Origin of the sequence: Pseudomonas sp. RIT778, assembly GCF_019718735.1 — a bacterium.
GTDB lineage: Bacteria > Pseudomonadota > Gammaproteobacteria > Pseudomonadales > Pseudomonadaceae > Aquipseudomonas > Aquipseudomonas aphyarum.
Window position 1 is genome coordinate 108,245 of sequence record NZ_JAIHBA010000023.1, and the last position, 26,318, is coordinate 134,562.

Here is a 26,318-nt window from a genome sequence, read left to right on the forward strand (position 1 = left end):
GCAAACGACCAATGTCGCGCAAGAAAAAACGAAGATTGTGCTGAATGTGGAGCCGATTGCCTCGCCTTTCAAGGCAAACGTCCTACATCCGGTAAAGTCTCGGACAGGTTCATTCGACTAACGGTCGAGAAATAATCGGAAAAACTTACCTTAAAAGCCGATTCGCCTGTCGCCATTGATCGATGATGGCCTCTATACTAGCTCCCCGTTTGTGCACCGCTCTAGTGCATTCGGCTGGAGCGCCACACGTCCCTCCACTCTCCATTAGAGCTGCCGCAAAAATGAGCCTGTTCTCCGCTGTCGAAATGGCACCCCGCGATCCAATCCTGGGCCTCAACGAAGCATTCAACGCCGATACCCGGACCAATAAGGTCAACCTCGGGGTGGGTGTGTACTGCAACGAAGAGGGGCGAATTCCACTCCTGCGCGCCGTCATCGAAGCCGAAACCATTCGCGCCGCTCAGCACGCCTCGCGCGGCTACCTGCCAATCGACGGCATCGCGGCCTACGACCAGGCCGTGCAAAAACTGCTGTTCGGCAACGATTCGCCACTGCTGGCCGCTGGCCGCGTAGTCACCACTCAGGCCGTCGGCGGGACCGGCGCACTGAAAATCGGTGCCGACTTCCTCAAGCAACTGCTGCCCAATGCCGTTGTGGCGATCAGCGACCCGAGCTGGGAAAACCACCGCGCGCTGTTCGAAACCGCCGGTTTCCCGGTGCAGAACTACCGTTACTACGACGCCGCCACCCACGACGTGAACCGCGCCGGCCTGCTGGAAGACCTGAACGCCCTGCCGAACGGCTCGATCATCGTGCTGCACGCCTGCTGCCACAACCCGACCGGCGTCGACCTGAGCCCGGCGGACTGGAACAACGTGCTGGAAACGGTCAAGGCCAAAGGTCACGTGCCGTTCCTCGACATGGCTTACCAGGGTTTCGGTGACGGTATCGCCGAAGACGCCGCTGCCGTGCGCCTGTTCGCTGAATCCGGCCTGACCTTCTTCGTGTCGAGCTCGTTCTCCAAGTCGTTCTCGCTGTACGGCGAGCGCGTCGGCGCCCTGTCGATCGTCAGCGAATCGAAAGAAGAAAGCGCCCGCGTCCTGTCGCAAGTCAAACGCGTGATCCGCACCAACTACTCCAACCCGCCGACCCACGGTGCAAGCGTCGTCGCCGCCGTGCTGAACAGCCCGGAGCTGCGCGCCCAGTGGGAAGACGAACTGGCTGAAATGCGCCTGCGCATTCGTGGCATGCGCGAGCAGATGGTTGCTCTGCTGGCGAAAAAAGCCCCGCAGCGTGACTTCAGCTTCGTCGGCCGTCAGCGCGGCATGTTCTCCTACTCAGGCCTGACCACCGAACAGGTTCACCGCCTGCGCAACGAGTTCGGCATCTACGCCCTGGACACCGGCCGCATCTGCGTCGCTGCGCTGAACCAGAGCAACATCGAAGCCGTGACAGACGCCATCGTTCAGGTAATCTGATCCGGCGCCGCACTGAAAACGGGAAGCCTTCGGGCTTCCCGTTTTTTATTTGTCTGAAGAAAAGCCGCTACACCCTCTAGACTGCACCCAAACGATATTTCAGAGAGACGACATGAAAAACGATGACCTGCGCGCCGACCGCGACGATCTGGATGACTTCATCCCCCGCGCCCCGGCCAAGCGCGGAAATAATCTGGTGCTGCAAGTCGCGGCCGGGGTGTTTCTCGGCGGGCTGGCGCTGTGGCTGGTGCAACTGGGCGCAACGATGCTGTACGCCAAACTGATGCTCGGCACCTTCACGTTCGGCGGTTAAGCCAGTTCCGCTGCACGCTGAGTCGCCGCATCGTCATAAACGACGTAGAGCGATTCGGCGATCTGGCTCTTGATGGCCTTGGTGCTTTCCAGACCGAGGACAAAACCCTCGGCCTTTCCGCCTGCGCGGTTCAACTCTTCAGCCGTGGCGGCCTGAGTGATCGCGTCGAAAAGTTTTTCAGCGTGTGGGCCGACGCCTTTGGGCAGGCTGATTTGTGCGGTGCTCATGCGAACACCTCGACAGGACGACGGGTGAGGATGGGGTTATTCATGGCGCGTACCTTTTCGGCGAATGGCCGGCAGCGCGTGTGACCACTTCCGGGCGGCCATGGTAGACCTCTGCTACGGTTCTGGTAACCGCCAATCGCCGATAGATCGCCGCCCGTCCTGACTTTTCCAACAAATTTACAACTGGCGCTTGACTAGTCTTTTTAAATCAGTAACATACGCACCAATTCCGCAATAGCTCAGTTGGTAGAGCAAGTGACTGTTAATCACTGGGTCCCTGGTTCGAGTCCAGGTTGTGGAGCCAAATACAGAGCCCCTGAATCGAAAGATTCAGGGGCTTTTTTGTGGTCGCTGAAAAAAGCGGCGCCATAGAAAAGGGCCGATCAGTTTCGCAACTGATCGGCCCTTTTCATTCAACTACAGCGCTCAGACGTGCTCGCTGCTCTTGGCATGTGCCTTCGGTGCGCCGTGACCGTGATCCGCATCCGGATCGATCACCGGCACTTCGTTGCCGTCGCAGTCGTGCAGCTTGCCGTCGCTGAAGTAGTCGCCTTCACGCAGCGCGGCCAGATCGCGATAACGCAGGGTCCGCTCTTCTGCCGCCGCAAACACCGACTGCTGATCCGAGTTACCCGCCGTAAAGTGGTTGAACGCCAGGTTCAGCAGGATCGCCATGATCGCCGACGAACTGATGCCCGAATGGAAAATGGTCGCGAACCAGCTCGGGAAGTGATCGTAGAAGTTCGGCGCGGCAATCGGGATCATGCCGAAGCCGATCGAGGTGGCGACGATGATCAGGTTGACGTTGTTGCGGTAGTCGACCTTGGACAGCGTACGAATACCACTCGCTGCCACTGTGCCGAACAGCACGATACCGGCGCCGCCAAGTACCGAGGTCGGCACGGCTGCGATGACCCGACCCATGAACGGCAGCAGGCCGAGGATCACCAGGAAGATACCGCCGGTCGCCACCACATAGCGGCTCTTGATCCCGGTCACCGCCACCAGCCCGACGTTCTGGGCGAAAGCGCTTTGGGTGAACGAGCCGAAGATCGGCGCAAACATGCTCGACAGCATGTCCGCCCGCAGGCCATTGCCCAGACGCTTGGAGTCGACCTTGGTGCCGATGATTTCACCGACCGCCAGAATGTCCGCCGAGGTTTCCACCAGGGTCACCATGACCACGATGCACATCGACAGGATCGCAGCGAAGTGGAAGGTCGGCATGCCGAAATGGAACGGCGTCGGGAAGCCGAACATCGGGCCCTGGGTGACATTGGAGAAATCTGCCATGCCGAGGAACACCGCCAACACCGTGCCGATCACCATGGCCAACAGGATCGACAGACGCGAGATGGTGGAACTGCCGACCTTGCTCAACAGAAGTACCAGCACCAGCGTGACCGCCGCCAGACCGATGTTCTGCATGCTGCCGAAGTCAGGCGCGTGGCTGTTGCCGCCCATGGCCCAGCGTGCGGCCACCGGCATCAGCGTCAGGCCGATGGTGGTGATCACAATGCCGGTGACCAGTGGCGGGAAGAACTTGGTGATTCGCGAGAACACCGGCGTGATCAGCAAGCCGATCAGCGACGCCGCAATCACCGCGCCGAGCACCGACTGGAAGCCGCCCTCCCCGCCACTGCTGACAATCGCCACCATCGTAGCAACGCCGGAGAACGACACGCCCTGTACCAGCGGCAACTGACAGCCGAAAAACGGTAAACCCAGGGTTTGCAGCAACGTGGCCAGCCCCCCCGCAAACAATGAAGCAGCAATCAACAGACCGATGTCCGCCGGCGAAAGCCCGGCGGCCTGACCGATGATCAGTGGCACCGCGACGATACCGCCATACATGGTCAGAACGTGTTGCAGGCCGTAAGCCATATTCGCGCCGACCCCGAGATTCTCGTCCTCGGGCCGTTGGTGTGAAACATGGGGCGTTTTCATGGTGGGGGAGTTCCCTGGTTTTTGTTATGCGCACACTGTATGCAAGAGTCACGACAAATGTCCATAGACTTGTATACAACTTATCAGTCACATAATGGTTAGCTAGCCACCCAACCTTCTATCCCGCTGCTTTCATCCCCCACAAATCCGGCAACACATCCCCAATCGAGTCCACGTTTTATCCGCCTAGGCTGAAGTGTTCATGGCGACCGACGGCGCGGCCGCACCCTTTTTTATACATATAAAGTATGCATAATGAAGTCATTCAAGATTCAGTTCGACAAAAGCAAGAATGCTGCCAACAAACTCAAGCACAGAGGGATCAGCCTCGCCGAGGCCGAACCGGTCTTCCACGATGAGCGAGCATTGACGATTGAGGATAACGACCATGACGAACAACGCTGGATCACTCTCGGCAACGACGGCAAGGGACGTTTGCTGGTCGTCGTGTACAGCTATCGGGAGCCGAATTTGGTTCGAATCATTTCCGCACGTATCGCTACACCGAGTGAACGTCGCGAATATTTTCTGGAGGTTTGACCCATGAAAGACGAATACGACTTTTCTCAGGGAAAACGCGGCGCATTGGCGTCCAACAAGGGTAAAACGCGCATCACCATCATGCTTGATGATGCGGTCATCGAAGCGGCACGTACGGTCGCCGAAGAGGAAGGGTTTGGCTATCAGACGGTAATCAACAACACCCTGCGCCACGCATTGCTTAACAGCCGTGGTGCAACCGAGGAACTCGAGCATTCCAGCGGGCAATTCAAGCAAGGCATCACCGCCACCGACCTCAAGAGCCTTGAGAAAAAACTGTCGGCGGCCGTGAACGAGATCCGGCGGGTGCTGGAGCCGGAGGCAAAACCTTAGGTTTCAAACCGGCTGAATCAAGCGCGCCAGCGCCAGACGTGCACCGGGCTGGTGCGGCAAGCGCAGGCCGAATTCCCGTTCCAGCAATTCGATCAGTTCATCGACATCCGTCACTTCACGCCGCTCGCTCTCGGCGCCGATGCGGTGGATCGCGAAACTGCCGTTGTTCAACGTACGCCGCCAGCCGTCGCCCGTACGCGCGACCATCAGGCGCTGGGCAAATGGTGAGTCCGGGTGAGTCGAGACGTACCAGTTGCCGAGGGTGTAATCGATGTCTTCCTGGCGTTGCAGGTCGAACAGGTACATCGGCCGCCATTCTCCAGCAACCCTGGCCCGCAGCATGTAGCCATCGGCCTGCACTTCGATCCGATACGGTTCGTGCGGCGTGGATTGCTCGGCGTCGGTATCGAGCACCAGCGGCGCGGTCGGCACCATGCCGCCGAAGCCGACGTCGGTGATGTAGCGCACGTCGTCAATCGTCACCAGGCTCAAGCGGTGGGTGCGCGCCGTCCAGCTGCCCTCGGGCTGATTCATGACCACTCGCCCGCTGATGCCACGAGCATCGAACCCCAGTTCCAGCAGCAACGCCAGAAACAGATTGTTCAGCTCGTAGCAGTAACCGCCCCGGGCGTCATTCAAGACCTTGCGTTCGATGGAGGGCAGATCGATCAGGACGGGTTCGCCACTGAGCGTCGACAGGTTTTCGAATGGAAAGGCGCCGGTATGGCGCAGCTGCAACAGGCGCAGGGTTTCAAGAGTCGGTGCCGGGGGCGCATCGAATCCCAGGCGTTGCAGGTACTGTTGCAGATTCGTCAGGCGTGGCTCGCTCATGGCTGGGTCCTTTTGCATGGGGGCGCGGATCGTTCCGCCGATGGTCGCCATGTATACGGGATCCGGGCATCGAATCGACAATTGAATTAACCAATCACCTGCTAGCGTCTTTTACGCGAATCGATGCGAATCCACGTCGGCGCGTGGTCGCTGGCATGCGGTTCGTTGCGCACCCAGGCATCCACACCGGCCTCGTGCAGATAAGGGCTCAGCGTCGGATTGAGCAGCAGATGGTCGATCCGCAGCCCGGAGTTCTTCTGCCAGTGCTGGCGAAAATAATCCCAGAACGTATAGAGGCGATCTTCGGGATACAAATGCCGCAACGAATCGGTCCAGCCCTGATCCAGCAGGCGCTGATAGCACTCGCGGCTTTGCGGTTGCAACAGCGCATCCTTGAGCCACGAACGGGTGTTGTAGATATCCAGATCGGTGGGCACCACGTTGTAATCGCCGGCCAGCACCACCGGGTGGTCGCTGCTTTGCAGATCCTGGGCGTATTTGATCAGACGCTCGAACCAGGCCAGTTTGTAGTCGAATTTCGGCCCCGGCTGCGGATTGCCATTGGGCAGGTACAGGCACCCCACCAACACCCCGTGCACCGCCGCTTCGAGGTAGCGGCTGTGTTTGTCGTCAGGATCGCCGGGCAGACCGCGCCGGCTCTCCAGCGGTTGCGCATCGCGGGCAAGAATCGCCACGCCGTTCCATGACGCCTGACCGTGCCAGATGGCGCCATAACCGGCGGCCTCCAGATCGGCGGCAGGAAATGCGCTGTCCACCAGTTTCAGCTCCTGCAAGCAGACGATGTCCGGCTGCTCGCGCCTGAGCCATTCCAGCAGGTTCGGCAGTCGGGCCCGCAGGCCGTTGACGTTGAACGTGGCAATGCGCATTTTTTTCATCGTCCGGTTTCCTGCCATTGACCGATAAAAACTGTGACATCCGCCGACCGCGACGGTTGCGTCGGATCCTTCCCGTACGGCGTAATAGGCCCTCGCCTGAACCGCCGAGAATCCCCACATGCAAACCACGCTGCAAGGCCAGGGAATCATCCTGCGCCCGCTTCAATACACCGACGCCGACGCCCTGCTCCATGCTGCCGCCGACGGTGAACTGTGGAATCTCACGGTCACCGTGGTCCCCTCGGCCACCACCGTCGACGCTTACCTGAAAAAGCCCCTCGACGGCCGTGAGGCTGGGACGGTCATGCCGTTTGTCATCGTGCTGAAGGAAACCGGCGAAGTGATCGGCTCGACCCGGTTCTGGAAGATCGACCCGCTCAACCGCAAGCTGGAGATCGGCAGCAGCTGGATTTCGGCACGCTTTCAGAAAACCTTCGTCAACACCGAGGCCAAGTACCTGATGCTGCGCCACGCCTTCGAGGTGCTCGATTGTGTGCGGGTGCAGTTCACCACCGACGAAAACAACCAGAAGTCGCGCAACGCGATCCTGCGCCTCGGCGCGCAACAGGAAGGCATCGTCCGCCACGAACGCATCATGCCGGACGGCCGCAAGCGCAACTCGGTGCGCTTCAGCATCATCGATGACGAATGGCCGCAAGTGCGCCTGAACCTGGAACGCAAACTGGCGGATTACGGCCTGCGCTGAACAGTCAGACGCGATTGCGCAGCCATTGCAGGAAACCTTTCTTCGGCAGCGCCACCGGCGTTTCTTCCGTCAGGGATTGCGCCTTGTGCAGGCGGAAATCGAGCAGCGCCTGCATCGCGTCGTTGATGTCGTGACGGGCATCCAGGCACGGCTTGAGATAAGACTTCTCGATGCGGTACAGCGCGCAGAAGGTCTTGGCGGAGAAGTCGGCCGGCAATGACGTATCGGACAGAATCCCCGCCTCGCCAATCACTTCGCCAGGCCCCATCCGCCCGGACTCGAATGGCGTGCCGTGGCGCTTGAGCGTCACCGAGACCACGCCGGACTCGATGATGAACAGATGATCGCTGACCTCGCCGCCCGCAAGAATCATCTCGCCGGCACGGAAGGTCTGCAGGGTCATGTTCTGGCTGAAGGTTTCCTTCTCCTCCTGACGCAGGGTGGAGAAAATCGGCGAACTGTCGAGCAGCGCCCGTGGCCGCGAGAGGTTGCTCGCCACGCCCGGCTCATCGCTCGACAGCAGATTGACCCCGGACGCCTGCAGATGCCGGTACGCCAGGTCGAACAGCTGATTGCGCACCACACGTTTTTCGCTCATTGAGGCGACAAACCCGCTGATTTCATATTCGGCGCCGGCGCTGCTGGAGCTCTTCAGTGCGACACTCGGCGCGGGGCTATCCAGCAATTGGCGACAGCCCTGCATCGCCCGCTCCAGGGCATCGATCACCGAACTGGGCCGCGCATGGGGGCTGACCTGCACGCTGACGGCAACCCCGAACATATTGCTCGGCCGGCTGAAGTTGATGATCTTGGCCTTGGCCGCCAGCGAGTTGGGAATCACCGCCATGCTGCCCTGACTGGTTTGCAGGCGCGTGGCGCGCCAGTCGATGTCGGTGACCCGCCCTTCGGTGCCGTCGATGGAGATCCAGTCATCCAGTTGATAGGGCTTGGTGGTGTTGAGCACGATCCCGGAAAACACGTCGCTCAAGGTGCTCTGCAACGCCAGACCGACGATGATCGCCAACGCCCCGGACGTTGCCAGCACGCCCTTGACCGGCAGATCCAGCACGTAGGCCAGCGCCGCGATAATGGCGATCAGGAAGATCACCGCACCCAGCAGATCCTGCAGCAACCGCCCGGTGTGCCCGACCCGCTGCATCATCACCGCGCCGATCAGCACCGTCAGAGTACGCGCGCCGAACAGCCACCAGCCGATCTGCAAACCGGTCGCCGCCAGGTGCAACGGCACATTGTCGGCCCACGGCGCAGGCTCCATCGGGTTGAGCCCTTCGTTGAACAGCAGAATGCTGAACAGGGCAAAAATCAGCACCCGCACCAACAGTTTCCACGCACTGCCGTGGGAGCTGATCAAACGCCACAGTCCGAGATCGATGAGGATCAGGATCAAGGCGCAAAACAACGGATGATCGGTGAGCAGAGACAGCATCAAACAACTCCGACAGGGGCCAGTCGCGAGAAGATCGCACAGATTGGGCTCAGTGTAGGAGGAATTGATTTGGCGGGATGAGCGCCACTGCACGCGCTCAAAAAAAACCGGCAGGCGCACGTGGCGCCTGCCGGTTTTTTTCAGCCGTGCATCTGGCCGAAGCGGCCGGACTGGAAGTCGGCGAAGGCCTGATGGATTTCCTGCTCGGTGTTCATCACGAACGGGCCGTGGCCGACGATCGGCTCGTTGATCGGCTCGCCGCTGAGCAGCAACACCACCGCGTCCTGGCTGGCTTCGAGGGTGATGCGATCGCCATCACGCTCGAACAGCGCCAGTTGCCCTTCGCGCATCGACTCCACACCGTTGATCTGTACCGAACCCTTTAACACCACCAGTGCGGTGTTGCGGCCTTCGTGCAGATCGAGCGAGAGCAACTTGCCGCTGTTCAGCCGCAGATCCCAGACATCGATAGGCGTGAACGTGCGGGACGGGCCCTTGTGGCCGTCGAACTCACCGGCGATCAGACGCAGGCTGCCGGCACCGTCCTTGAGCGCAATTTGCGGGATATCACTGTCCAGAATGGTCTGGTACCCCGGCTCGGCCATTTTGTCCTTGGCCGGCAGATTCACCCACAACTGCACCATTTCCAGGTTGCCGCCGGTTCGGGCGAAGTTTTCCGAGTGGAATTCTTCATGCAGGATTCCGGAAGCCGCCGTCATCCACTGCACATCGCCCGGGCCGATGGTGCCGCCGCTGCCGGTGGAATCGCGGTGCTGCACTTCGCCTTCGTAAACGATGGTCACGGTCTCGAAGCCACGGTGCGGATGCTGACCCACGCCACGGCGTGCGGTGGTCGGGGTGAATTGCGCGGGCCCGGCGTGATCCAGCAGCAGGAACGGGCTGATGTGCTTGCCCAAATTGTCGTAGGAAAACAGGGTACGCACCGGAAACCCATCGCCGACCCAGTGGCCGCGAGGGCTGGTGTAGATACCGATCAGGTTTTTCATGGTGGACTCCACAATCAGATTGATCATGGACCGATCATAAATTCGCCACGTATTTAGTACTAGTCAGCCAAAACCGTCCTCATCGTTCTACTGATGGAACGATACCGATCGCGGTGATTCGTGACTTCCAGTCAACAGTACTTTGCCCCGACAGCGGTTTTTCCCGAGGAATCAGACGCGGATACTCCTGCCCATTCCCACTGCAACCCTGGAGTCTCTGCATGTCTGTTCCCGCTTTCGGTCTTGGTACGTTTCGCCTGCAAGGCCAGGTGGTCATCGATTCGGTGAGCACTGCCCTTGAGCTCGGTTACCGGGTCATCGACACCGCGCAGATCTACGAAAACGAAGCCGACGTTGGCGAGGCCATCGCTGCCAGCGGCATCGCCCGTGAAGAACTGTTCATCACCAGCAAGATCTGGATCGCCAACTTCGCCAAAGACCGGCTGATTGAAAGCCTCAAAGAGAGCCTGCAAAAACTGCAGACCGACTACCTCGACCTGACGCTGATCCACTGGCCATCGCCGGAAGATCAGGTGCCGGTCGAAGAATTCATGGGCGCGCTGCTGGAAGCCAAACGCCTGGGCCTGACCCGGCAGATCGGCGTATCCAACTTCACCATCGACTTGATGAAACAGGCGATTGCTGCGGTCGGCGCGGAAAACATCGCCACCAACCAGATCGAGCTGCACCCGTACCTGCAAAACCGCAAGGTCGTCGAGTTCGCGCAAAGTCAGGGCATTCAGATCACGTCGTACATGACCCTGGCCTATGGCGAAGTGCTGAAGGATCCGCTGATCGTGCAGATCGCCGAGCGTCTGCACGCCACCCCGGCGCAGGTCACTCTGGCGTGGGCGATGCAATCGGGTTACGCGGTGATTCCGTCGTCGACCAAACGCGCCAACCTGCAAGGCAACCTCGGCGCCACAGCGCTGACCCTGAGCGACGCCGACATGGCGCTGATCGCCACGCTGGATCGCGGCCATCGCCTGACCAGCCCCAAAGGCATCGCGCCGCAGTGGGACTGACCGCTCAAGCCTGAAGCTGCTGCGCGAGGTCGTGCATGGCCACGCGCAGCAACTCGATGGCGGTCGTCAATGCCGCTTCGGGCTCATCGTCACGGCAAGCCTGTTCGAGTACCCGGCACGCCGAGACCACGCGCTCGGCACCGATCATGTGCGCCCCGCCTGTGACGTGATGCGCCAGATCACGTAAATCTGCGCGATCACTTTTACGGCCCGATTCCTCCAGACGCTTCAGGTCGATGCGCAGACTACTCAGTACTTCCTCACGCAATTGCCCGATCAGCGGGTTGTCCGCGCCTGCCAGTTGCAACAGTGCGCTCAGATCGAACTCGGCCACTGCCGGATCATCCACGCTTTCGATCTGCGCGCCTTCGGATGTTGCGGCCATCAGGGCCTGGCTCAATTCACGCAGCAGAACCGGTTTGAACAGACAATCGTCCATCCCGGCTGCCCGGCATCGCTGCTTCTCTTCCATCTGCGCATTGGCGGTAAATCCGAGGATCAGACAGGGCGCTCTACCCGTCGCGGCTTCTTCCTGACGTACCGCGCGCGTCAGCTCGTAACCGTTGAGCCCCGGCATGTTGCAGTCAGTGATCAGTGCATCGAAGGCGTGCCCGCGCCAAAGCGCCAGCCCCTCCTCACCGCCACCGGCGTCAACGGCACGATGCCCGAGCTCACTCAACTGCCGACACAGCAGCAGGCGATTCACCGGATGGTCATCCACCACCAGCACGTTCAGCGAATTAACCATCGTCGCCGCTGGCACCGGTACAGCCTCTTGCACCAGCGGCGCCAGCACCGGCAGTTCCATTCGCAGCATGACCTGAGTGCCCCTGCCCGGTTCGCTGGTCATCCACAAATCGCCGCCCATCATCCGGCACAGATTGCGGCTGATCACCAGCCCCAGGCCAGAACCGCCATGCGCCACAGACTGATGATCGCCGACCTGCACAAACGGTCTGAACAACCGCTGCTGATCCTCGGCGCTGATCCCCCGGCCACTGTCTTCAATGGCCACGCCCACTTCAATCAGCCCGTCCTGTTCGCCGAACACGCGCAGGCGCAGGCTCACCTCGCCGTCCTCGGTGAACTTGATTGCATTGCTCAGCAGGTTCGACAGCACTTGTTTGAACCGCAGGGGATCGAGCATCACCACGACGTTGCTGCGCTCATCCATTTCTACATGCCACAACAATTGTTTCTGCCGGGCCAGGCCTTCGAAAATCCGACACACCGACGCCACCACTTCATGCAGATTGACGCGCTCGGGGCCCAGCGACAGATGCCCGGACTCGATGCGTGCGATGTCGAGAATATCGCCGATCAATGCCAGCAGTTGCTGCCCCGCGCTGGACGCCACCTCGATCGCCTGGCGATCGGTCACGCCTTCATCGGCACGTTTGAGGGCGAGTTCGAGCATGCCGATCAGGGCGTTCATCGGTGTGCGGATTTCATGGCTCATGGTCGCCAGAAAGGTGCTCTTGGCGCGATTGGCTTCATCGGCTGCGTCCTTGGCCTCCTGCAACTGCCCAAGCCATTGCTGGCGCTGGCGGATCTGCCGACGCTGAAAGCCGATCCAGCCCAACGCCAACAGCAACAGCCCTGCCGCCACTGCAAACCCGCGCAGTATTTGCGTTTGATGACGCTGCCAATAGCTGTCTTGCAGCACCACGTTACGACTCCAACGCGCGACCAGACCGTCAATGTCCTGGGGGGCGATGCTCAGCAGTGCCTTGTTCAGAATCGATTGCAACTGCGGGGCGTCGAGCGCTGTCGCCATGGCAACCCGGGCCGGCAAATCGCCCAGCGTGGAGACAATCCGCAAGCGATCGCGGTATTGGTGATCGATCTGGTAGCGCGCCACCAGCAACGAGCTCAATGTCGCATCGGCCTTGCCGTCGAGCAGCGCCTGCGTGCCGTCGGCCGGGCTTGGCAACTCGATCAGGCTGATCTGCGGCACGTTCTCCAGCAGATAATCGCGCAACGGATTACCGCCATAAAGCGCCAGACGTTTGCCCGCCATGTCTTCAAGGCTGCGCGGCGCGTGTGCCTTTGAATCGGCAATCAGCACAAAGGGGCTGTTGACGTACGATCGGGTGAACAGCATTTTGGTTTCGCGCTCGCGGCTCGGTGTCAACACCGGCAACAGATCCAGCGCACCGCTTTTGAGTTGCTCGACCTGACGATCCAGCGACCGACCGCGCACCACCTCGAATGTCAGGCCACTGCGCTGACTGATCAGGTTGAGCAATTGGGCGGCCAGCCCACTGAAACGGCCATCAGCGTCAAAGAATGTCAGCGGTGCAAAATCATCGATAGCGCCGACCCGCACCACCGGATGCTGATCCAGCCATTGTTGCTCGCTGTCGCTCAGGCTCACCTGCGACTGCGCAGCCACGTCCGCGCGACCGGCGCTCCAGCGCAGCTCGATGGCCAGGCGCTGTTCCATGGGAATGGCCAGCAGGGCTTTGTCGACCAGACCTTTCAAACGCGTATTGCTGCGGGCCAGGGCAAAGCCGAACGGGTTGGCGTCAAGGCCCGAAGGCCCGGCCAGTTGCAGGTCGTTGTGAAAGATCGTGTTGAGCAGATAGCTGGCGCTGATGAAGTCGCCAACGTAAACCGCATCCGTGCCGTACGCCACGGCGCCGAGGGCATCGAAAATCGACCTGTAACGCTGCAGGGAGGCTTGCGGGTAAGCCTCCTGGATGGTCGAGGCTGGCAGGTAGTCGTCCACCATGGCGATGCGTTTGCCAGCCAGATCGCCAGGCAACGGTTCGTCGATCCGAGTCACCCACATCGGCTGATCCTCGGCGTAGGCACGGGACAGCATGAGGTCGGAATCAGCTTCTTCGAACTTGTTCGACGTGCCCAGCAGGTCTACCTCACCGGCCTTGAGCGCAGCCATGGCGCTTGCGCGGTCGGAATAGCACCAGACTTCAACGGCTATGTTCAAAATCTGTGCAATTGCGTTGGCGTAATCGGCCGTAAGGCCTTCCTGTTCATGACGCTTGCGGGTCAGCTCGAAGGGCGGGTAATCCGGCCAGGAGGCACCGATGCGCAATACCGGATGCGCACGGAGCCACTGCCGATCCTGCTCATCCAGTTGAATCTGCACACCCTCAAGGCGGGTGCGGGAGACGATTTCCAGCCGTTGCGCCTCGGTCGCGTGCACCAGGCTTGCAAGCATCAGTATCGACAGAGAAACCAACCGCAGAAGACACATCATGGGGCGGCCTATGGAAACAGGCCGTTGCGTTGGACAAACTCTCGCAACACCACCAGCGAGCTTACCCCGAGTTTCAGCATCAAGCGGGTCTTGTAGGTGCTGATGGTTTTGTGACTGAGGTTCATCTTCAGAGCAATATGCTTGTTGGATTCACCTCTGGCCAGCTTCAGCATGATCTCCATTTCGCGGGTGGACAGAAGTGCAATCAACTCTCGCTCATCGCGGTGCGCTTCGGATTGCCCGGCATTGACCACAGGCATTTCGGGAAAGTAGGTATAACCCGAACGGACGGCCTTGATTGCATTTTGCAAATGCTGCATCGAGGCGGATTTGGCGACAAAAGCCATCGCCCCCGCACGCCGGCAACGCATCAGATAGTGTTCAGGGTCGGCCGCGGTGAAGATCAACACTTTGCAGACCAGCCCGATGGCCCTGATGCGCGCCAACACCTCCAGGCCGCCGAAGCCATCGAGTTTCAAGTCGAGCACGACCAGCTCCGGCGCGTGTTCACGTAGCATCGACACCACATCGACACCTTTGCCAGTCACATGGATCGGTTCGTAACCTGCGGACTCCAGAACCATACGAACGGCACCCACCACCACTGGGTGATCATCAACAATCAATGCTGAACCCATGACCACTCCCGGGGCGAATACCTGACATGGCGCCACCGATCTTGCATGAACGGGACTATTGGTAGCTGCGCTACTACTGTTGCACGCTGTGCACGCTGAATCACCTGTCAGATCTGACAGTTGTGCGCCAGACCGATCTGTGATCGAACACGCGATGGGCGCCCGAACGAAGCCTCGACCGAGGTCATCAACTGTTCGATGGCGCGGATTGAAGGCAAAGGCGCAGGGCTGGTGATGATCTTTGCCCCGAAATGCCCGGGAACACCGGAGGAGTCCACCGGCTCACCATAGACCAGCGCCCGCCGGATTTGCGGATGATCAAACAGAAAACCGCGAAGATCCGCCATTCCGGCCGCCAGTTCGGCATTGATCACCAGGACATCGAACGGCTGACCGCCGTAATCGACCAGCGTCAGCAGTTCGGCAAGGTTCTGCACTGGTGCAATACGGTAGTAATCGAGGCCGTTGAACATCCGCTCGATCTTCATCCGGTGAAAATGCTGCAAGTCGGCGATCAGAATGCGCAGGGTTTTGTCGGTCAATGTGAAAGTCCGGGTATTCGCTTGAAGTGACGGCAAGACTACCCAAGCATCGGGATACGCTCTGTAGGACTTTTCCGAAAAAAACCGTCACTCATCCGGATTAAAAAAGTTACTCCGTCGTGCTCGGACTCCAGAACGCCTGCACCACCAGGCTTGAAGTGGAAATCCGCTTCACCAGTGCATCCAGCTCATCGCCGTCCACCGAAGTGGTCGCCAGCGTCGCTTCGATCTCGATTTCATCGGCCCCGAAGGCGTGCACATCGACGTCACTGGCCGGGTAGTTGCTGCGTTCGAGCTCGGCTTCAAGCAAGGCGAACACGGCGGTCTGCTGCGAACGCCGGGCGATGACGTAGACGATGTTGGTGACTTCCGCCGAGACCACGTCCAGCGGCTGACGGTTGATGTTGTTGACGATCGGCCGCAGCAAGGTATTGGCGGCGAGCACGAACAAAGTGCCCAGCACCGCTTCGGCCAGCAGGTCGGCACCGGCGCAGGCACCAACGGCCGCCGAGGTCCAGAGCGTGGCCGCGGTGTTGAGCCCGCGCACGTTGCCTTCTTCGCGCATGATCACGCCGGCACCGAGAAAACCGATGCCGGAAACCACATACGCGACCACCCGGACCGCGCCTTCGGCACCGGCGAGACGGTTGGCCATGTCGACGAAAATCGCCGCGCCGACCGCCACCAGAACATTGGTGCGCAAGCCCGCCGTGCGTTGCCGGTATTGGCGTTCGAAGCCGATCAGGCCGCCGAGGATGAACGCCGCGCTGAGGCTGACCAAAGTGTCGAGCAATGAGGTGAGGTTGAGATTGTTGATCGCTTGCATGTCGAACTCCTTGAAACCGCCCCCCTTGCTCCCACAAGGGGGGAATTCTTGCCTGTTACTGCCAGCCGAACCGGCGGATGTAGAAGCCTTTGACGGCTTGAGTCAGCGCCATGTACGCCAGCAGGATCACCGGCAGGAACACGAAGTACATCGACGGCAGTGCCTGCAATTTGAAGTAGTGCGCCAGCGGCCCCATCGGCAGGAAGATGCCCACGGCCATGATGATTCCGGTCATCACCAGCAACGGCATGGCCGCGCGGCTTTGCAGGAACGGAATCTTCGGCGTGCGGATCATGTGCACGATCAGCGTCTGGGTCAGCAGCCCCACCACGAACCAGCCGGACTGGAACAGGGTCTGGTGATCCGGGGTGTTGGCATCGAACACGTACCACATCAAGGCGAACGTTGTGATGTCGAAGATCGAACTGATCGGGCCGAAGAACAGCATGAAGCGCCCGACGTCCCCTGGCTGCCAGCGTTGCGGCTGTTTCAGCATCTCGTCGTCGACGTTGTCGAACGGGATCGCGATCTGCGAAATGTCATACAGCAGGTTCTGCACCAGCAGGTGCATCGGCAGCATCGGCAGGAACGGAATGAACGCGCTGGCCACCAGCACCGAGAACACGTTGCCGAAGTTCGAGCTGGCGGTCATCTTGATGTACTTGAGCATGTTGGCGAAGGTCCGGCGCCCTTCCAGCACGCCCTCCTCCAGCACCATCAGGCTCTTTTCCAGCAGGATGATGTCGGCCGCTTCCTTGGCGATGTCCACCGCGCTGTCCACGGAAATCCCGATGTCTGCGGTGCGCAGCGCCGGGGCGTCGTTGATGCCGTCGCCCATGAACCCGACCACGTGACCGTTGCCCTTGAGGATGCGCACGATGCGTTCCTTGTGCGACGGCGTCAGCTTGGCGAACACGTTGGTGGTTTCCACCGCCACCGCCAGTTCCGCGTCGCTCATGCGTTCGATGTCGTTGCCCATCAGCAGGCCTTGCTGGGCCAGGCCCACTTCGCGGCAGATCTTGGCGGTCACCAGCTCGTTGTCGCCGGTCAGCACTTTCACGGCCACGCCGTGTTCGGCCAAGGCCTTCAGCGCTGGTGCGGTGCTTTCCTTCGGTGGATCGAGGAACGCCACATAACCGATCAGCGTCAGTTCCTGCTCGTCGCCCAGGCTGTAAGTGTCGCGTCCTTCAGGCATCGACCGTGCCGCCACCGCGACCACGCGCAAGCCTTCAGCGTTGAATGCTGCGGTGACCTGACGGATTTTCGCCAGCAATTCATCGCTCAAGGCTTCGTCGACTTCACCGTGACGAACCCGGCTGCACACCGCCAGCACTTCTTCAACCGCGCCTTTGCAGATCAGTTGATGCGGCTGGCCGCGCCCTTCGACGACCACCGACATGCGCCGACGATTGAAGTCGAACGGGATCTCGTCGACCTTGCGAAACGCCGTGCCGACCTTCAGCTCACGGTGGATTTCCACGTGTTCCAGCACCGCCACATCAAGCAGGTTTTTCAGGCCGGTCTGGTAGTAGCTGTTGAGGTAAGCCATTTCCAGCACGTCATCGGAGTCTTCGCCCCAAACGTCGACGTTACGCGCCAGGAAGATCTTGTCCTGGGTCAAAGTGCCGGTCTTGTCGGTGCACAGCACGTCCATGGCGCCGAAGTTCTGGATCGCATCCAGACGTTTGACGATGACTTTCTTGCGCGACAGGAACACCGCGCCCTTGGCCAGCGTCGAGGTGACGATCATCGGCAGCATTTCCGGGGTCAGGCCCACGGCAATCGACAGCGCGAACAGCAGTGCTTCGGTCCAGTCGCCCTTGGTGAAACCGTTGATGAACAACACCAGCGGCGCCATGACGAACATGAAGCGGATCAGCAGCCAGCTGACTTTGTTCACGCCTTGCTGAAACGAAGTCACCGCGCGATCAGTCGCCCCGACCCGCTGCGCCAGCGCACCGAAATAGGTGCTGTTGCCGGTGGTGAGAATCACCGCCACCGCCGTACCGGACACCACGTTGGTGCCCATGAACAGGATGTTGTCGAGTTCCAGCGGATTGCGCGTGTCGCGATCGGCCTGACGCGGGAATTTTTCCACCGGCATCGATTCGCCGGTCATCGCCGCCTGGCTGACGAACAGGTCCTTGGCGCTGAGCACCCGGCAATCGGCAGGAATCATGTCGCCGGCCGACAGCACGATCAGATCGCCGGGCACCAATTGCTTGATCGGCAATTCAGCGCGCGGCGCATCCCGGCGCAGCACCGTGGCGGTGTTGCTGACCATCGCTTTGAGCGCGTCGGCGGCCTGGTTGGATTTGCTTTCCTGCCAGAAGCGCAGCAGCGTCGACAGCACCACCATCGAGAAAATCACGATGGCGGCCTTGAGGTCTTCGGTCAGCCACGAGATCACCGCAAGCAAGGTCAGCAGCAGGTTGAACGGGTTTTTGTAGCAGTGCCACAGGTGGGTCCACCACGGCAGCGGTTGCTCGTGTTCGACTTCGTTGAGGCCATGCTGCGCACGCAGCACATCGACTTCGAAATCGGTGAGGCCGTCGGTGTGAGTGCCGAGGTTCGACAGCAGCACGCCGCTGTCGCAATGGGCGGCGTCCACCAGTGTATTGGCGAGAGTCGGCGGCACTTCACGGCTGACCGTGGTGTCGCTGAGGGTTTCCAGCAAGGCCAGGCGACGGAAGTGCCGGGCGATGTGGCGGGTCCGCAGGAAGCCTGCGAAAAATTCCTTGAGCGTAAGTTTCATGGCTGTTGCCCCTATGGTCAGCCGGGAAACCGTCGAGCAGGTACGTCCTCGTCCTGGGCACCGGAAAACCGGCACGGCAAGGCGTGGCGCGCCGGTCAGAAAAGACAGGCGTGTCGATAGGGCTGCAATGACGACGATGAAGTCGACTTCACAGGCTTTTCAGTGTCGATGAGAAGGACGTCGGGACATGACCGGGACCGGTCATGATCGGGATGCCGCTGCTCGCTGTTCGGCGAGACAACGGCACAAAGGAATGCGCGTTATCTTGCCGAGAATCTGCCGGTTACAAGGACCGGCCGACAACTGTCACTCGAACAAGTACCCACTGTGGGTCTCCGCTATTGATGAAAACGCGCGAAGCTTACGCCCCGATGTCTGGAGAGTAAACCCGCAAAAGGAAGTGTGTCGGGGAATGTGGCGGGTGTTCAGGAAGGGTTCAGGATTGCCCCCGAGATCGCCGAGATCGTTCCCACGCTCTGCGTGGGAATGCAGCCGGGGACGCTCTGCGTCCCATTGGAACGCAGAGCGTCCCTTGAAGCATTCCCACGCAGAGCGTGGGAACGATCAACGGTCTGGTTTAGCTGGCAGTCGCCAACAACAGATCCATCACCGAACGGCTGTGCCCACGGTTCTTGCCATGCTCATACAGCGAGCCGGCAATCTCGTCCGCGCGGATCGGCAGGATCGACAGCAGCGTATCGCTCAGACCGTGGCTGGCCTGGCAGAAGCCCTGCATGTACAGACCGGCCTTGCAGCGCTCGTCGGTGATCAGGCGGTAATTGCGATCGACCTCGAAGTCGCCCAGGTACTCTTCCAGCGGCGCCAGCAGTTTGCGGTGCATCTGACGCTCGTAACCGGTGGCCAGCACGACCGCGTCGTAGGCACGCACGGTGACTTCGCCGGTGGCGTTGTTGCGCACGGTCAGTTCGATACCGCGTTCGGTGGCGGTGGCTTTCTCGACCGTGGTCAGGGTGCGGAACGCATGGCGTGCGACACCGGAAACCTTCTGGCGATAGAAGATGCCGTAGATGCGCTCGATCAGGTCGATGTCGACCACCGAGTAGTTGGTGTTGTGGTACTCGTTGACCAGACGTTCACGCTCGCTGCTGTTCTGCTGGAAGATCAGGTCGGTGAATTCCGGCGAGAACACTTCGTTGACGAACGGGCTGTCGTCCGCCGGCTTCAGGGCCGAGCCACGCAGGATCATGTCGACCTGCACCGACGGGAACGAGTCGTTCAGGTCGATGAAGGCTTCCGCCGCGCTCTGGCCGCCACCGATGATTGCAATGCTCATCGGCTGGTTGTTGATGCACGGCTGCTTGGCCATCTCGGCCAGGTACTGCGAGTGATGGAACACCCGACCGTCGCCTTTCAGCGCCTTGAAGGCCTCGGGAATGCGCGGCGTGCCGCCGGCGCTGACCACCACCGAACGCGCAGTACGCACGAACTGCTGACCGTCCGTACCACGGGAAATCACCCGCAGCGCTTCGACCTGATGGTTGTGCAGCACCGGCTCGATGGTCAGCACTTCTTCGCCGTAACGGCTTTGCTCGGTGAACTGCGCAGCCACCCAGCGCAGGTAGTCGTTGTACTCCATGCGGCACGGGTAGAAGGTGCCGAGGTTGATGAAGTCCACCAGACGACCGTGGTGCTTGAGGTAGTTGACGAACGAGTACGGGCTGGTCGGATTGCGCAGGGTCACCAGATCCTTGAGGAAGGAAATCTGCAACTCGCTCTGGGTCGACAGGGTGTTGCCGTGCCAGCTGTAGTTGGGTTGTTTGTCGAGAAACAGAACATCCAGTTCCCCCTGGATCGGGCCGCGCTCTTGCAGAGCGATGGCCAGCGCCAGGTTCGAAGGGCCGAAACCGACGCCGATCAGGTCGTGAACGATGGGCGATGCAATTGCCTGTGTCATTTCCAGTGTCCTCTGGACGAAAAGCCTGAGTGACCTGACCGGCCTTGAGCAGGACAGCAGATCGTCTGTTGAGTAGGAACGAGGACAGTGAAATAAAATTTAACGACGACGGCTCAATGGGCGTCCCATTGTTTGATGCGCAGGCGGCAATGCTTCATGGCGTTGACGATGTGCTTTTCCACCAGAGCCTTGGAAATCCCTAGGTGTTCGGCAATCTCGGGATGCGACAGACCTTCGATCTTGCGCAACAGAAAACTTTCGCGACACAGCGGCGAAAGTTCAGCCAGGGCACGCTGGAGCATCTCCAGTCGCTGGCCGTGATCGAAGGTGTTGTGGGGGGACGGGGTGAAGTAGCGCTCTTCGCTGTCGAGCACTTCCAGCGATTCGACCTGACGCAGGGCATTGCGCCGATGGTCGTCGATCACCAGATTGAGTGCGGTGCGATAGAGAAATGCCCGAGGCTGCTCGATCGGCGTTTCGCTGGATCGCTCCAGCACCCGCAGATAAGCGTCATGCACCACGTCTTCGGCCACCTGACGGTTGCCGAGCCTGGCGTTCAGGAAACACACCAACTCGCGATAGTAGTTTTCCAACATGATTCCCCGCCGCAGCGTGCGGTTTCGATCCTTGAGCCAGATCCGCGACTGTCGAAACAGGCAGTGGCACGGTAGTGGCAATTTCAGGTGCGTAATTTATAGTAATTCTCATATAGATTTAAAGCGCTGTTTCGGTTTGCCCGACAAATTGTTCTCGCCTATACCTGTTACCGCGTTTTTCAGCGCTTAAATTCGCCGCCCCTTCTCTCGTTTAACCAACAGCCCTCCCGTGTCTGTCGTGCCCTGCGACAGCATTCGGCCGTGCCCGCTTGCGGTGCCCGCCGGATGACGGGCCGATTCACACTGGCCGGAACCCCGCATGAAACGTCCCCGCCCCGCCCGACGCGCCCTGCTCATCGCTCTTTGCCTGATCCCCGTGATTGCCGTTGCGGCGTGGCAAGTCCTGCCGCCCGGTCGCGATCAGTTCGCCACCGTCTCCGTCAGCCGTGGCGACATCGAAAGCAGCGTCACCGCGCTGGGCACGCTGCAGCCGCGCCGCTATGTGGACGTCGGCGCCCAGGCGTCGGGGCAGATCCAGAAAATCCACGTCGAGGTCGGTGACGTGGTCAAGGAAGGCCAGTTGCTGGTGGAAATCGACCCGTCCACGCAAAAAGCCAAACTCGACGCCGGGCGTTTCTCCATCGAAAACCTCAAGGCCCAATTGCAGGAGCAAAAAGCCCAGCACGAACTGGCGCAACAGAAATATCAACGCCAGCAGAATCTCGCCGCCGGCGGCGCGACCCGCGAAGAAGACGTGCAGACCGCCCGCGCCGAACTGAAAGCCACTCAGGCGCGCATCGACATGTTCCAGGCCCAGATCCGTCAGGCCGAAGCCAGCCTGCGCAGCGACCAGGCCGAACTCGGCTACACCCGCATCTACGCGCCGATGGCCGGCACGGTGGTCGCCCTCGATGCGCGTGAAGGCCAGACCCTCAACGCCCAGCAGCAGACGCCACTGATCCTGCGTATCGCCAAACTGTCGCCGATGACGGTATGGGCCGAGGTTTCAGAAGCCGACATCGGCCACGTCAAACCGGGCATGACCGCCTACTTCACCACCCTCAGCGGCGGCAACCGGCGCTGGAGCAGCACCGTGCGGCAGATCCTGCCGGTGCCGCCCAAGCCGCTGGACCAGACCAGCCAGGGTGGCGGCAGCCCCGCCAGCACCAGCAAAAGCGGGAGTGCCCGCGTGGTGCTGTACACCGTGTTGCTGGACGTCGACAACGCCGACAACGCGCTGATGGCGGAAATGACCACGCAAGTCTTCTTCGTCGCCCACCAGGCGCAAAACGTGCTTACCGCACCGGTTGCCGCGCTGCAGGGCAGCACCACCGCCAACCTGCAGACCGCGCAGGTGATCGCCGCCAACGGCAAGATCGAAACCCGCGAAGTGCGCACCGGCATCAGCGACCGCTTGAAAGTGCAGATTCTCGAAGGCCTCAACGAGGGCGATCATTTGGTGATCGGCCCGGCCACCGGCAGCGGAGGTTGAATGCAAACGCCTCTGATCGACCTGCAGGACATCCGCAAATCCTACGGCGGCGGCGACGCGCCCGAGGTTCATGTCCTGCGCGGTATCGACCTGTCGATCCACGCCGGCGAATTCGTGGCGATCGTCGGCGCCTCCGGCTCCGGCAAGTCGACGCTGATGAACATTCTCGGCTGCCTCGACCGGCCGACCACCGGCGAGTACCGCTTCGCCGGGGAAAACGTCGCTGGCCTGGACACCGACGAACTGGCCTGGCTACGCCGCGAGGCCTTTGGTTTCGTGTTCCAGGGTTATCACCTGATTCCGTCCGGCTCGGCCCAGGAAAACGTCGAGATGCCGGCGATCTACGCCGGCACACCCGCCGCCGAGCGCCATGCTCGTGCCGCCGCCCTGCTCGACCGCCTCGGCTTGGCCTCGCGCACCGGCAACCGTCCGCATCAACTTTCCGGCGGCCAGCAACAACGGGTGTCGATTGCCCGGGCCTTGATGAACGGCGGCCACATCATTCTTGCCGACGAGCCCACCGGCGCCCTCGACAGCCACAGCGGCAAGGAAGTCATGGCGCTGCTCGACGAACTGGCGAGCCAGGGCCACGTGGTCATTCTGATCACCCACGACCGCGAAGTGGCCGCGCGAGCCAAACGCATCATCGAAATCAGCGACGGCCTGATCGTCAGCGACAGCGCCCGCCATAACCCCGAGGCCCAGACCAGCGTCAACCCCGGCGCCTTGCAAGCCGTGGATCTGCGCAAGCGCCTGACTGAAGGCGCCGAAGCGACAGGCGCCTGGAAAGGCGAACTGATCGACGCACTGCACGCCGCCTGGCGAGTGATGTGGATCAACCGCTTCCGCACCGCGCTGACCCTGTTGGGGATCATCATTGGCGTGGCCTCGGTGGTGGTGATGCTCGCGGTCGGCGAAGGCAGCAAGCGCCAGGTCATGGCGCAAATGGGCGCCTTCGGCTCGAACATCATTTACCTCAGCGGCTCGTCACCCAACCCGCGCACACCGCCAGGCATCGTCACCCTCGATGACGTGGCGGCACTGGCCAGCCTGCCGCAGGTCATGCGAATCATGCCGGTCAACGGCGCCGAAGCCGGTGTGCGGTTCGGCAATGCCGACTACTTGAGTTACGTCGGCGGCAACGACACCAACTTCCCGGCGATCTTCAACTGGCCCGTGGTGCAGGGCAGTTATTTCACCGAGGCCGATGAACGCAATGCCGCAGCGGTCGCAGTGATCGGCCACAAGGTTCGCACCAAATTGCTCAAGGATGTCGCCAACCCCATCGGCCAATACATCCTGATCGAGAACGTGCCCTTCCAGGTGGTCGGCGTGCTGGCGGAAAAAGGCGCCAGCTCCGGCGACTCCGACAGCGACAACCGCATCGCAGTGCCCTACTCCGCCGCCAGCGTCCGTTTGTTCGGCACACGCAATCCGGAATACGTGGCGATCGCCGCCGCCGATGCGCGCAAGGTCAAGGAAGCCGAACACGCGATCGAGCAACTGATGCTGCGCCTGCACAACGGCAAGAAGGATTTCGAACTGACCAACAACGCCGCGATGATCCAGGCCGAAGCCCGCACGCAAAACACCCTGTCGCTGATGCTCGGCTCGATTGCCGCGATTTCGCTGCTGGTGGGCGGGATCGGGGTGATGAACATCATGCTGATGACCGTGCGCGAGCGCACCCGCGAGATCGGGATTCGCATGGCTACCGGTGCCCGTCAGCGCGACATCCTGCGCCAGTTCCTCACCGAAGCGGTGATGCTCTCGGTGGTCGGAGGGATCGCCGGCATCGCCCTGGCGCTGATCGTCGGCGGCGTGCTGATCCTCAGCGAAGTCGCCGTGGCGTTTTCCTTGATGGCGGTGCTCGGTGCCTTTGGCTGCGCCCTTGTGACCGGTGTTGTCTTCGGCTTCATGCCGGCCCGCAAAGCCGCCCGACTCGACCCGGTGACGGCCCTTACCAGTGAATGATCGATCTATGAAATCGCGCCTCAGCCTGTTGACCGTGTGCCTGATGCTCAGCGCCTGCGGCAATCCCGTCCAGCGTCCCGACAGCGGCTTGCAGCCACCGGCGACCTGGCAATCGCCCCACGGCGCCAGCGTCGCCCGCATCGATCCGCAATGGTGGAAGCAGTTCGGCAGCCCCGAACTCGACCGCCTGATCGAACAGGCCCGCCTCGGCAGTTTCGACCTCGCGGCCGCCATGGCGCGGGTACGTCAGGCCCAGGCCGGCACCGTGATTGCCGGCGGCTCGCAGTTGCCTGAAGTGAAAGCCGGGGCCAATGCCAATCGGCAAAAATTGCTGCGCGGTAACGGCTACAGCCAGCTCGACGCCGACAACAGCAACAAGGCGGTGGATTATTTCGACGCCAGCCTGACCGCTACTTACGAAATCGATTTCTGGGGCGGCAAACGCGCCTCCCGCGACAGTGCACAGTTTGCCCTGCAAGCCAGCGAGTTCGATCGGGCGACCGTGGAACTGACCTTGCTCAGCGGCGTGGCCAACACCTATGCGCAGGCCTTGTCCCTGCGCGAGCAAAGTCGTATCGCCGAGCTGAATCTGGCGAACGCGCAGAACGTGTTGAAACTGGTGCAGACCCGCTTCGATTCAGGCTCGGCCACCGCACTGGAACTGGCCCAGCAGAAAAGCCTGGTGGCCGCGCAACAACGGCAATTGCCGCTGGTGCAACAACAGGCCCAGGACGCTTTGATCAGCCTCGCCGCCCTGCTCGGCCGGCCGGTGCAGGATCTGCAAACCGGCGCGGAGCCGTTCGACCGACTGCAATGGCCGACCATCGCCGCCGGCGTGCCCAGCGACCTGCTCAGCCACCGTCCGGACATCGCCCGCGCCGAGGCGCAACTGGCGGCGGCCGAAGCCGACGTCAAGGTCGCCCGCGCCGCCATGCTGCCGAGTGTGACCCTGTCTGCCCAGCTCGGCTCCGGCGCCAACCAGTTTGACGACATCATCCGCAGCCCGTTCTACAACCTCACCGCCGGACTGCTCGCGCCCGTCTTCAACAACGGGCGACTGAGTGCCGAGCGCGACAAGGCCAGGGCCCGTCAGGAAGAACTGCTGGAAACCTATCGCGCCGCCATCATCAACGGTTTCGCCGACGTCGAAAAAGCCCTGAACAGCATTCGCGGGCTCGACGCGCAGCGGCAGTGGCAAAGTGAAGAGTTGAATCAGGCGCAGACCGCGTTCGACATCGCTCAGAGCCGCTATCAGGCAGGCGCCGAAGACTTGCTGACGGTGCTGGAAACCCAGCGCACGCTGTATGCGGCGCAGGATCTGAATGTGCAACTGCGCCTGTCGCGATTGCAGGCGAGTATCGGGTTGTACAAGGCACTGGGCGGTGGGTGGCAGGCGCTGTAATCGCAGCGAACTCAAGACCGCTTTCGCAAGCAAGCTCGCTCCCACAGCGACCGCATTCCATCTGAATGGACACGATCACTGTGGGAGATTCTATGTTGCAGGGGAACCCTGCAATCTTAGATTCGGTTGGTATTCGCTCTGATTTTTCATGAGGGCGAATGCCACCCGGCAAAGCTTACGGGCGAGGATGACCAAAGCCTGAGTT

General features: G+C 61.0%; 22 protein-coding genes, 1 tRNA gene and 1 pseudogene. 10 read left to right on the forward strand and 14 right to left on the reverse strand.

From position 1 onward, the window contains the following. Positions 1-281: 281 nt before the first annotated feature. Positions 282-1,478 (forward strand): amino acid aminotransferase, encoded by a 1,197-nt coding sequence (locus K5E37_RS17355; protein ID WP_221534629.1) that lies wholly within the window; start codon positions 282-284, stop codon positions 1,476-1,478. A gap of 112 nt (positions 1,479-1,590) precedes the next feature. Next, positions 1,591-1,791: a hypothetical protein gene (locus K5E37_RS17360; RefSeq protein ID WP_007956421.1), complete on the forward strand. Its 201-nt coding sequence runs from the start codon at positions 1,591-1,593 to the stop codon at positions 1,789-1,791. Here K5E37_RS17360 and K5E37_RS17365 read toward each other — a convergent pair. Then, positions 1,788-2,018 (reverse strand): hypothetical protein, encoded by a 231-nt coding sequence (locus tag K5E37_RS17365; RefSeq protein WP_011333336.1) that lies wholly within the window; start codon positions 2,016-2,018, stop codon positions 1,788-1,790. The genes K5E37_RS17360 and K5E37_RS17365 overlap by 4 nt on opposite strands. A gap of 228 nt (positions 2,019-2,246) precedes the next feature. Between K5E37_RS17365 and K5E37_RS17370 the strand changes: the two genes are divergently transcribed. Further along, positions 2,247-2,322, forward strand: a tRNA-Asn gene (locus K5E37_RS17370). 122 nt (positions 2,323-2,444) lie between these two features. On the opposite strand, the gene K5E37_RS17375 is transcribed toward K5E37_RS17370, so the two are convergent. Further along, complete coding sequence (locus tag K5E37_RS17375; RefSeq protein ID WP_007956419.1) at positions 2,445-3,965, reverse strand: nucleobase:cation symporter-2 family protein; 1,521 nt, start codon at positions 3,963-3,965, stop codon at positions 2,445-2,447. Between the two features lie 255 nt (positions 3,966-4,220). On the opposite strand from K5E37_RS17375, the gene K5E37_RS17380 reads away from it, so the two are divergent. Further along, a complete protein-coding gene (locus K5E37_RS17380) occupies positions 4,221-4,505 on the forward strand; it encodes a BrnT family toxin (RefSeq protein ID WP_221534630.1) in 285 nt (94 codons plus the stop codon). A 3-nt stretch (positions 4,506-4,508) separates the two neighbouring features. After that, the gene (locus K5E37_RS17385; protein ID WP_085607883.1) at positions 4,509-4,838 is read left to right on the forward strand and encodes a BrnA antitoxin family protein; all 330 of its coding nucleotides are present in this window, start codon (positions 4,509-4,511) and stop codon (positions 4,836-4,838) included. Between the two features lie 3 nt (positions 4,839-4,841). Here the strand turns inward: K5E37_RS17385 and K5E37_RS17390 are convergent, their stop codons facing one another. Continuing rightward, positions 4,842-5,669 (reverse strand): arylamine N-acetyltransferase, encoded by an 828-nt coding sequence (locus tag K5E37_RS17390; protein ID WP_221534632.1) that lies wholly within the window; start codon positions 5,667-5,669, stop codon positions 4,842-4,844. Positions 5,670-5,770: 101 nt separating this feature from the next. Further along, entirely contained in the window at positions 5,771-6,565 is a 795-nt protein-coding gene (locus tag K5E37_RS17395) for an exodeoxyribonuclease III (RefSeq protein ID WP_221534634.1), read from the reverse strand. A gap of 118 nt (positions 6,566-6,683) precedes the next feature. On the opposite strand from K5E37_RS17395, the gene K5E37_RS17400 reads away from it, so the two are divergent. After that, the gene (locus K5E37_RS17400) at positions 6,684-7,271 is read left to right on the forward strand and encodes a GNAT family N-acetyltransferase (RefSeq protein WP_221534637.1); all 588 of its coding nucleotides are present in this window, start codon (positions 6,684-6,686) and stop codon (positions 7,269-7,271) included. Positions 7,272-7,275: 4 nt separating this feature from the next. On the opposite strand, the gene K5E37_RS17405 is transcribed toward K5E37_RS17400, so the two are convergent. After that, positions 7,276-8,718 carry a mechanosensitive ion channel family protein gene (locus K5E37_RS17405; RefSeq protein WP_221534639.1) on the reverse strand — a complete coding sequence of 481 codons (1,443 nt, stop codon included), beginning with the start codon at positions 8,716-8,718 and terminating at the stop codon, positions 7,276-7,278. Positions 8,719-8,858: 140 nt separating this feature from the next. Next, positions 8,859-9,725: a pirin family protein gene (locus K5E37_RS17410; protein ID WP_221534646.1), complete on the reverse strand. Its 867-nt coding sequence runs from the start codon at positions 9,723-9,725 to the stop codon at positions 8,859-8,861. A gap of 221 nt (positions 9,726-9,946) precedes the next feature. On the opposite strand from K5E37_RS17410, the gene dkgB reads away from it, so the two are divergent. Next, a complete protein-coding gene (gene dkgB / locus K5E37_RS17415) occupies positions 9,947-10,750 on the forward strand; it encodes a 2,5-didehydrogluconate reductase DkgB (RefSeq protein WP_085607893.1) in 804 nt (267 codons plus the stop codon). Between the two features lie 4 nt (positions 10,751-10,754). Here dkgB and K5E37_RS17420 read toward each other — a convergent pair whose 3' ends face one another. The 7 genes from K5E37_RS17420 to K5E37_RS17450 form a co-directional block, all read right to left on the reverse strand. Beyond that, positions 10,755-13,973: an ATP-binding protein gene (locus tag K5E37_RS17420; RefSeq protein WP_221534640.1), complete on the reverse strand. Its 3,219-nt coding sequence runs from the start codon at positions 13,971-13,973 to the stop codon at positions 10,755-10,757. A gap of 8 nt (positions 13,974-13,981) precedes the next feature. After that, positions 13,982-14,611 carry a response regulator transcription factor gene (locus K5E37_RS17425; protein WP_085607897.1) on the reverse strand — a complete coding sequence of 210 codons (630 nt, stop codon included), beginning with the start codon at positions 14,609-14,611 and terminating at the stop codon, positions 13,982-13,984. 107 nt (positions 14,612-14,718) lie between these two features. Further along, a complete protein-coding gene (locus tag K5E37_RS17430) occupies positions 14,719-15,153 on the reverse strand; it encodes a hypothetical protein (RefSeq protein ID WP_007956400.1) in 435 nt (144 codons plus the stop codon). 109 nt (positions 15,154-15,262) lie between these two features. Next, positions 15,263-15,979: an MgtC/SapB family protein gene (locus K5E37_RS17435; RefSeq protein ID WP_085607898.1), complete on the reverse strand. Its 717-nt coding sequence runs from the start codon at positions 15,977-15,979 to the stop codon at positions 15,263-15,265. Between the two features lie 55 nt (positions 15,980-16,034). Continuing rightward, positions 16,035-18,734 carry a magnesium-translocating P-type ATPase gene (mgtA, locus tag K5E37_RS17440; RefSeq protein WP_007956391.1) on the reverse strand — a complete coding sequence of 900 codons (2,700 nt, stop codon included), beginning with the start codon at positions 18,732-18,734 and terminating at the stop codon, positions 16,035-16,037. A gap of 577 nt (positions 18,735-19,311) precedes the next feature. Then, positions 19,312-20,649: a lysine N(6)-hydroxylase/L-ornithine N(5)-oxygenase family protein gene (locus K5E37_RS17445; RefSeq protein ID WP_221534641.1), complete on the reverse strand. Its 1,338-nt coding sequence runs from the start codon at positions 20,647-20,649 to the stop codon at positions 19,312-19,314. A 113-nt stretch (positions 20,650-20,762) separates the two neighbouring features. After that, positions 20,763-21,245, reverse strand: a complete 483-nt coding sequence (locus K5E37_RS17450; protein WP_007956380.1) for a sigma-70 family RNA polymerase sigma factor — start codon at positions 21,243-21,245, stop codon at positions 20,763-20,765. A 319-nt stretch (positions 21,246-21,564) separates the two neighbouring features. On the opposite strand from K5E37_RS17450, the gene K5E37_RS17455 reads away from it, so the two are divergent. Genes K5E37_RS17455 through K5E37_RS17465 form a run of 3 tightly spaced genes read left to right on the forward strand, consistent with a single transcriptional unit; the run spans position 21,565 to position 26,113 of the window. Beyond that, positions 21,565-22,737, forward strand: a complete 1,173-nt coding sequence (locus K5E37_RS17455; protein ID WP_007956378.1) for an efflux RND transporter periplasmic adaptor subunit — start codon at positions 21,565-21,567, stop codon at positions 22,735-22,737. Continuing rightward, a complete protein-coding gene (locus K5E37_RS17460; RefSeq protein ID WP_221534642.1) occupies positions 22,738-24,711 on the forward strand; it encodes a MacB family efflux pump subunit in 1,974 nt (657 codons plus the stop codon). Positions 24,712-24,718: 7 nt separating this feature from the next. Then, a complete protein-coding gene (locus K5E37_RS17465) occupies positions 24,719-26,113 on the forward strand; it encodes an efflux transporter outer membrane subunit (RefSeq protein WP_221534643.1) in 1,395 nt (464 codons plus the stop codon). 90 nt (positions 26,114-26,203) lie between these two features. Here the strand turns inward: K5E37_RS17465 and K5E37_RS29460 are convergent. Next, positions 26,204-26,318, reverse strand: a pseudogene (locus K5E37_RS29460) (IS110 family transposase); the annotation flags it as partial.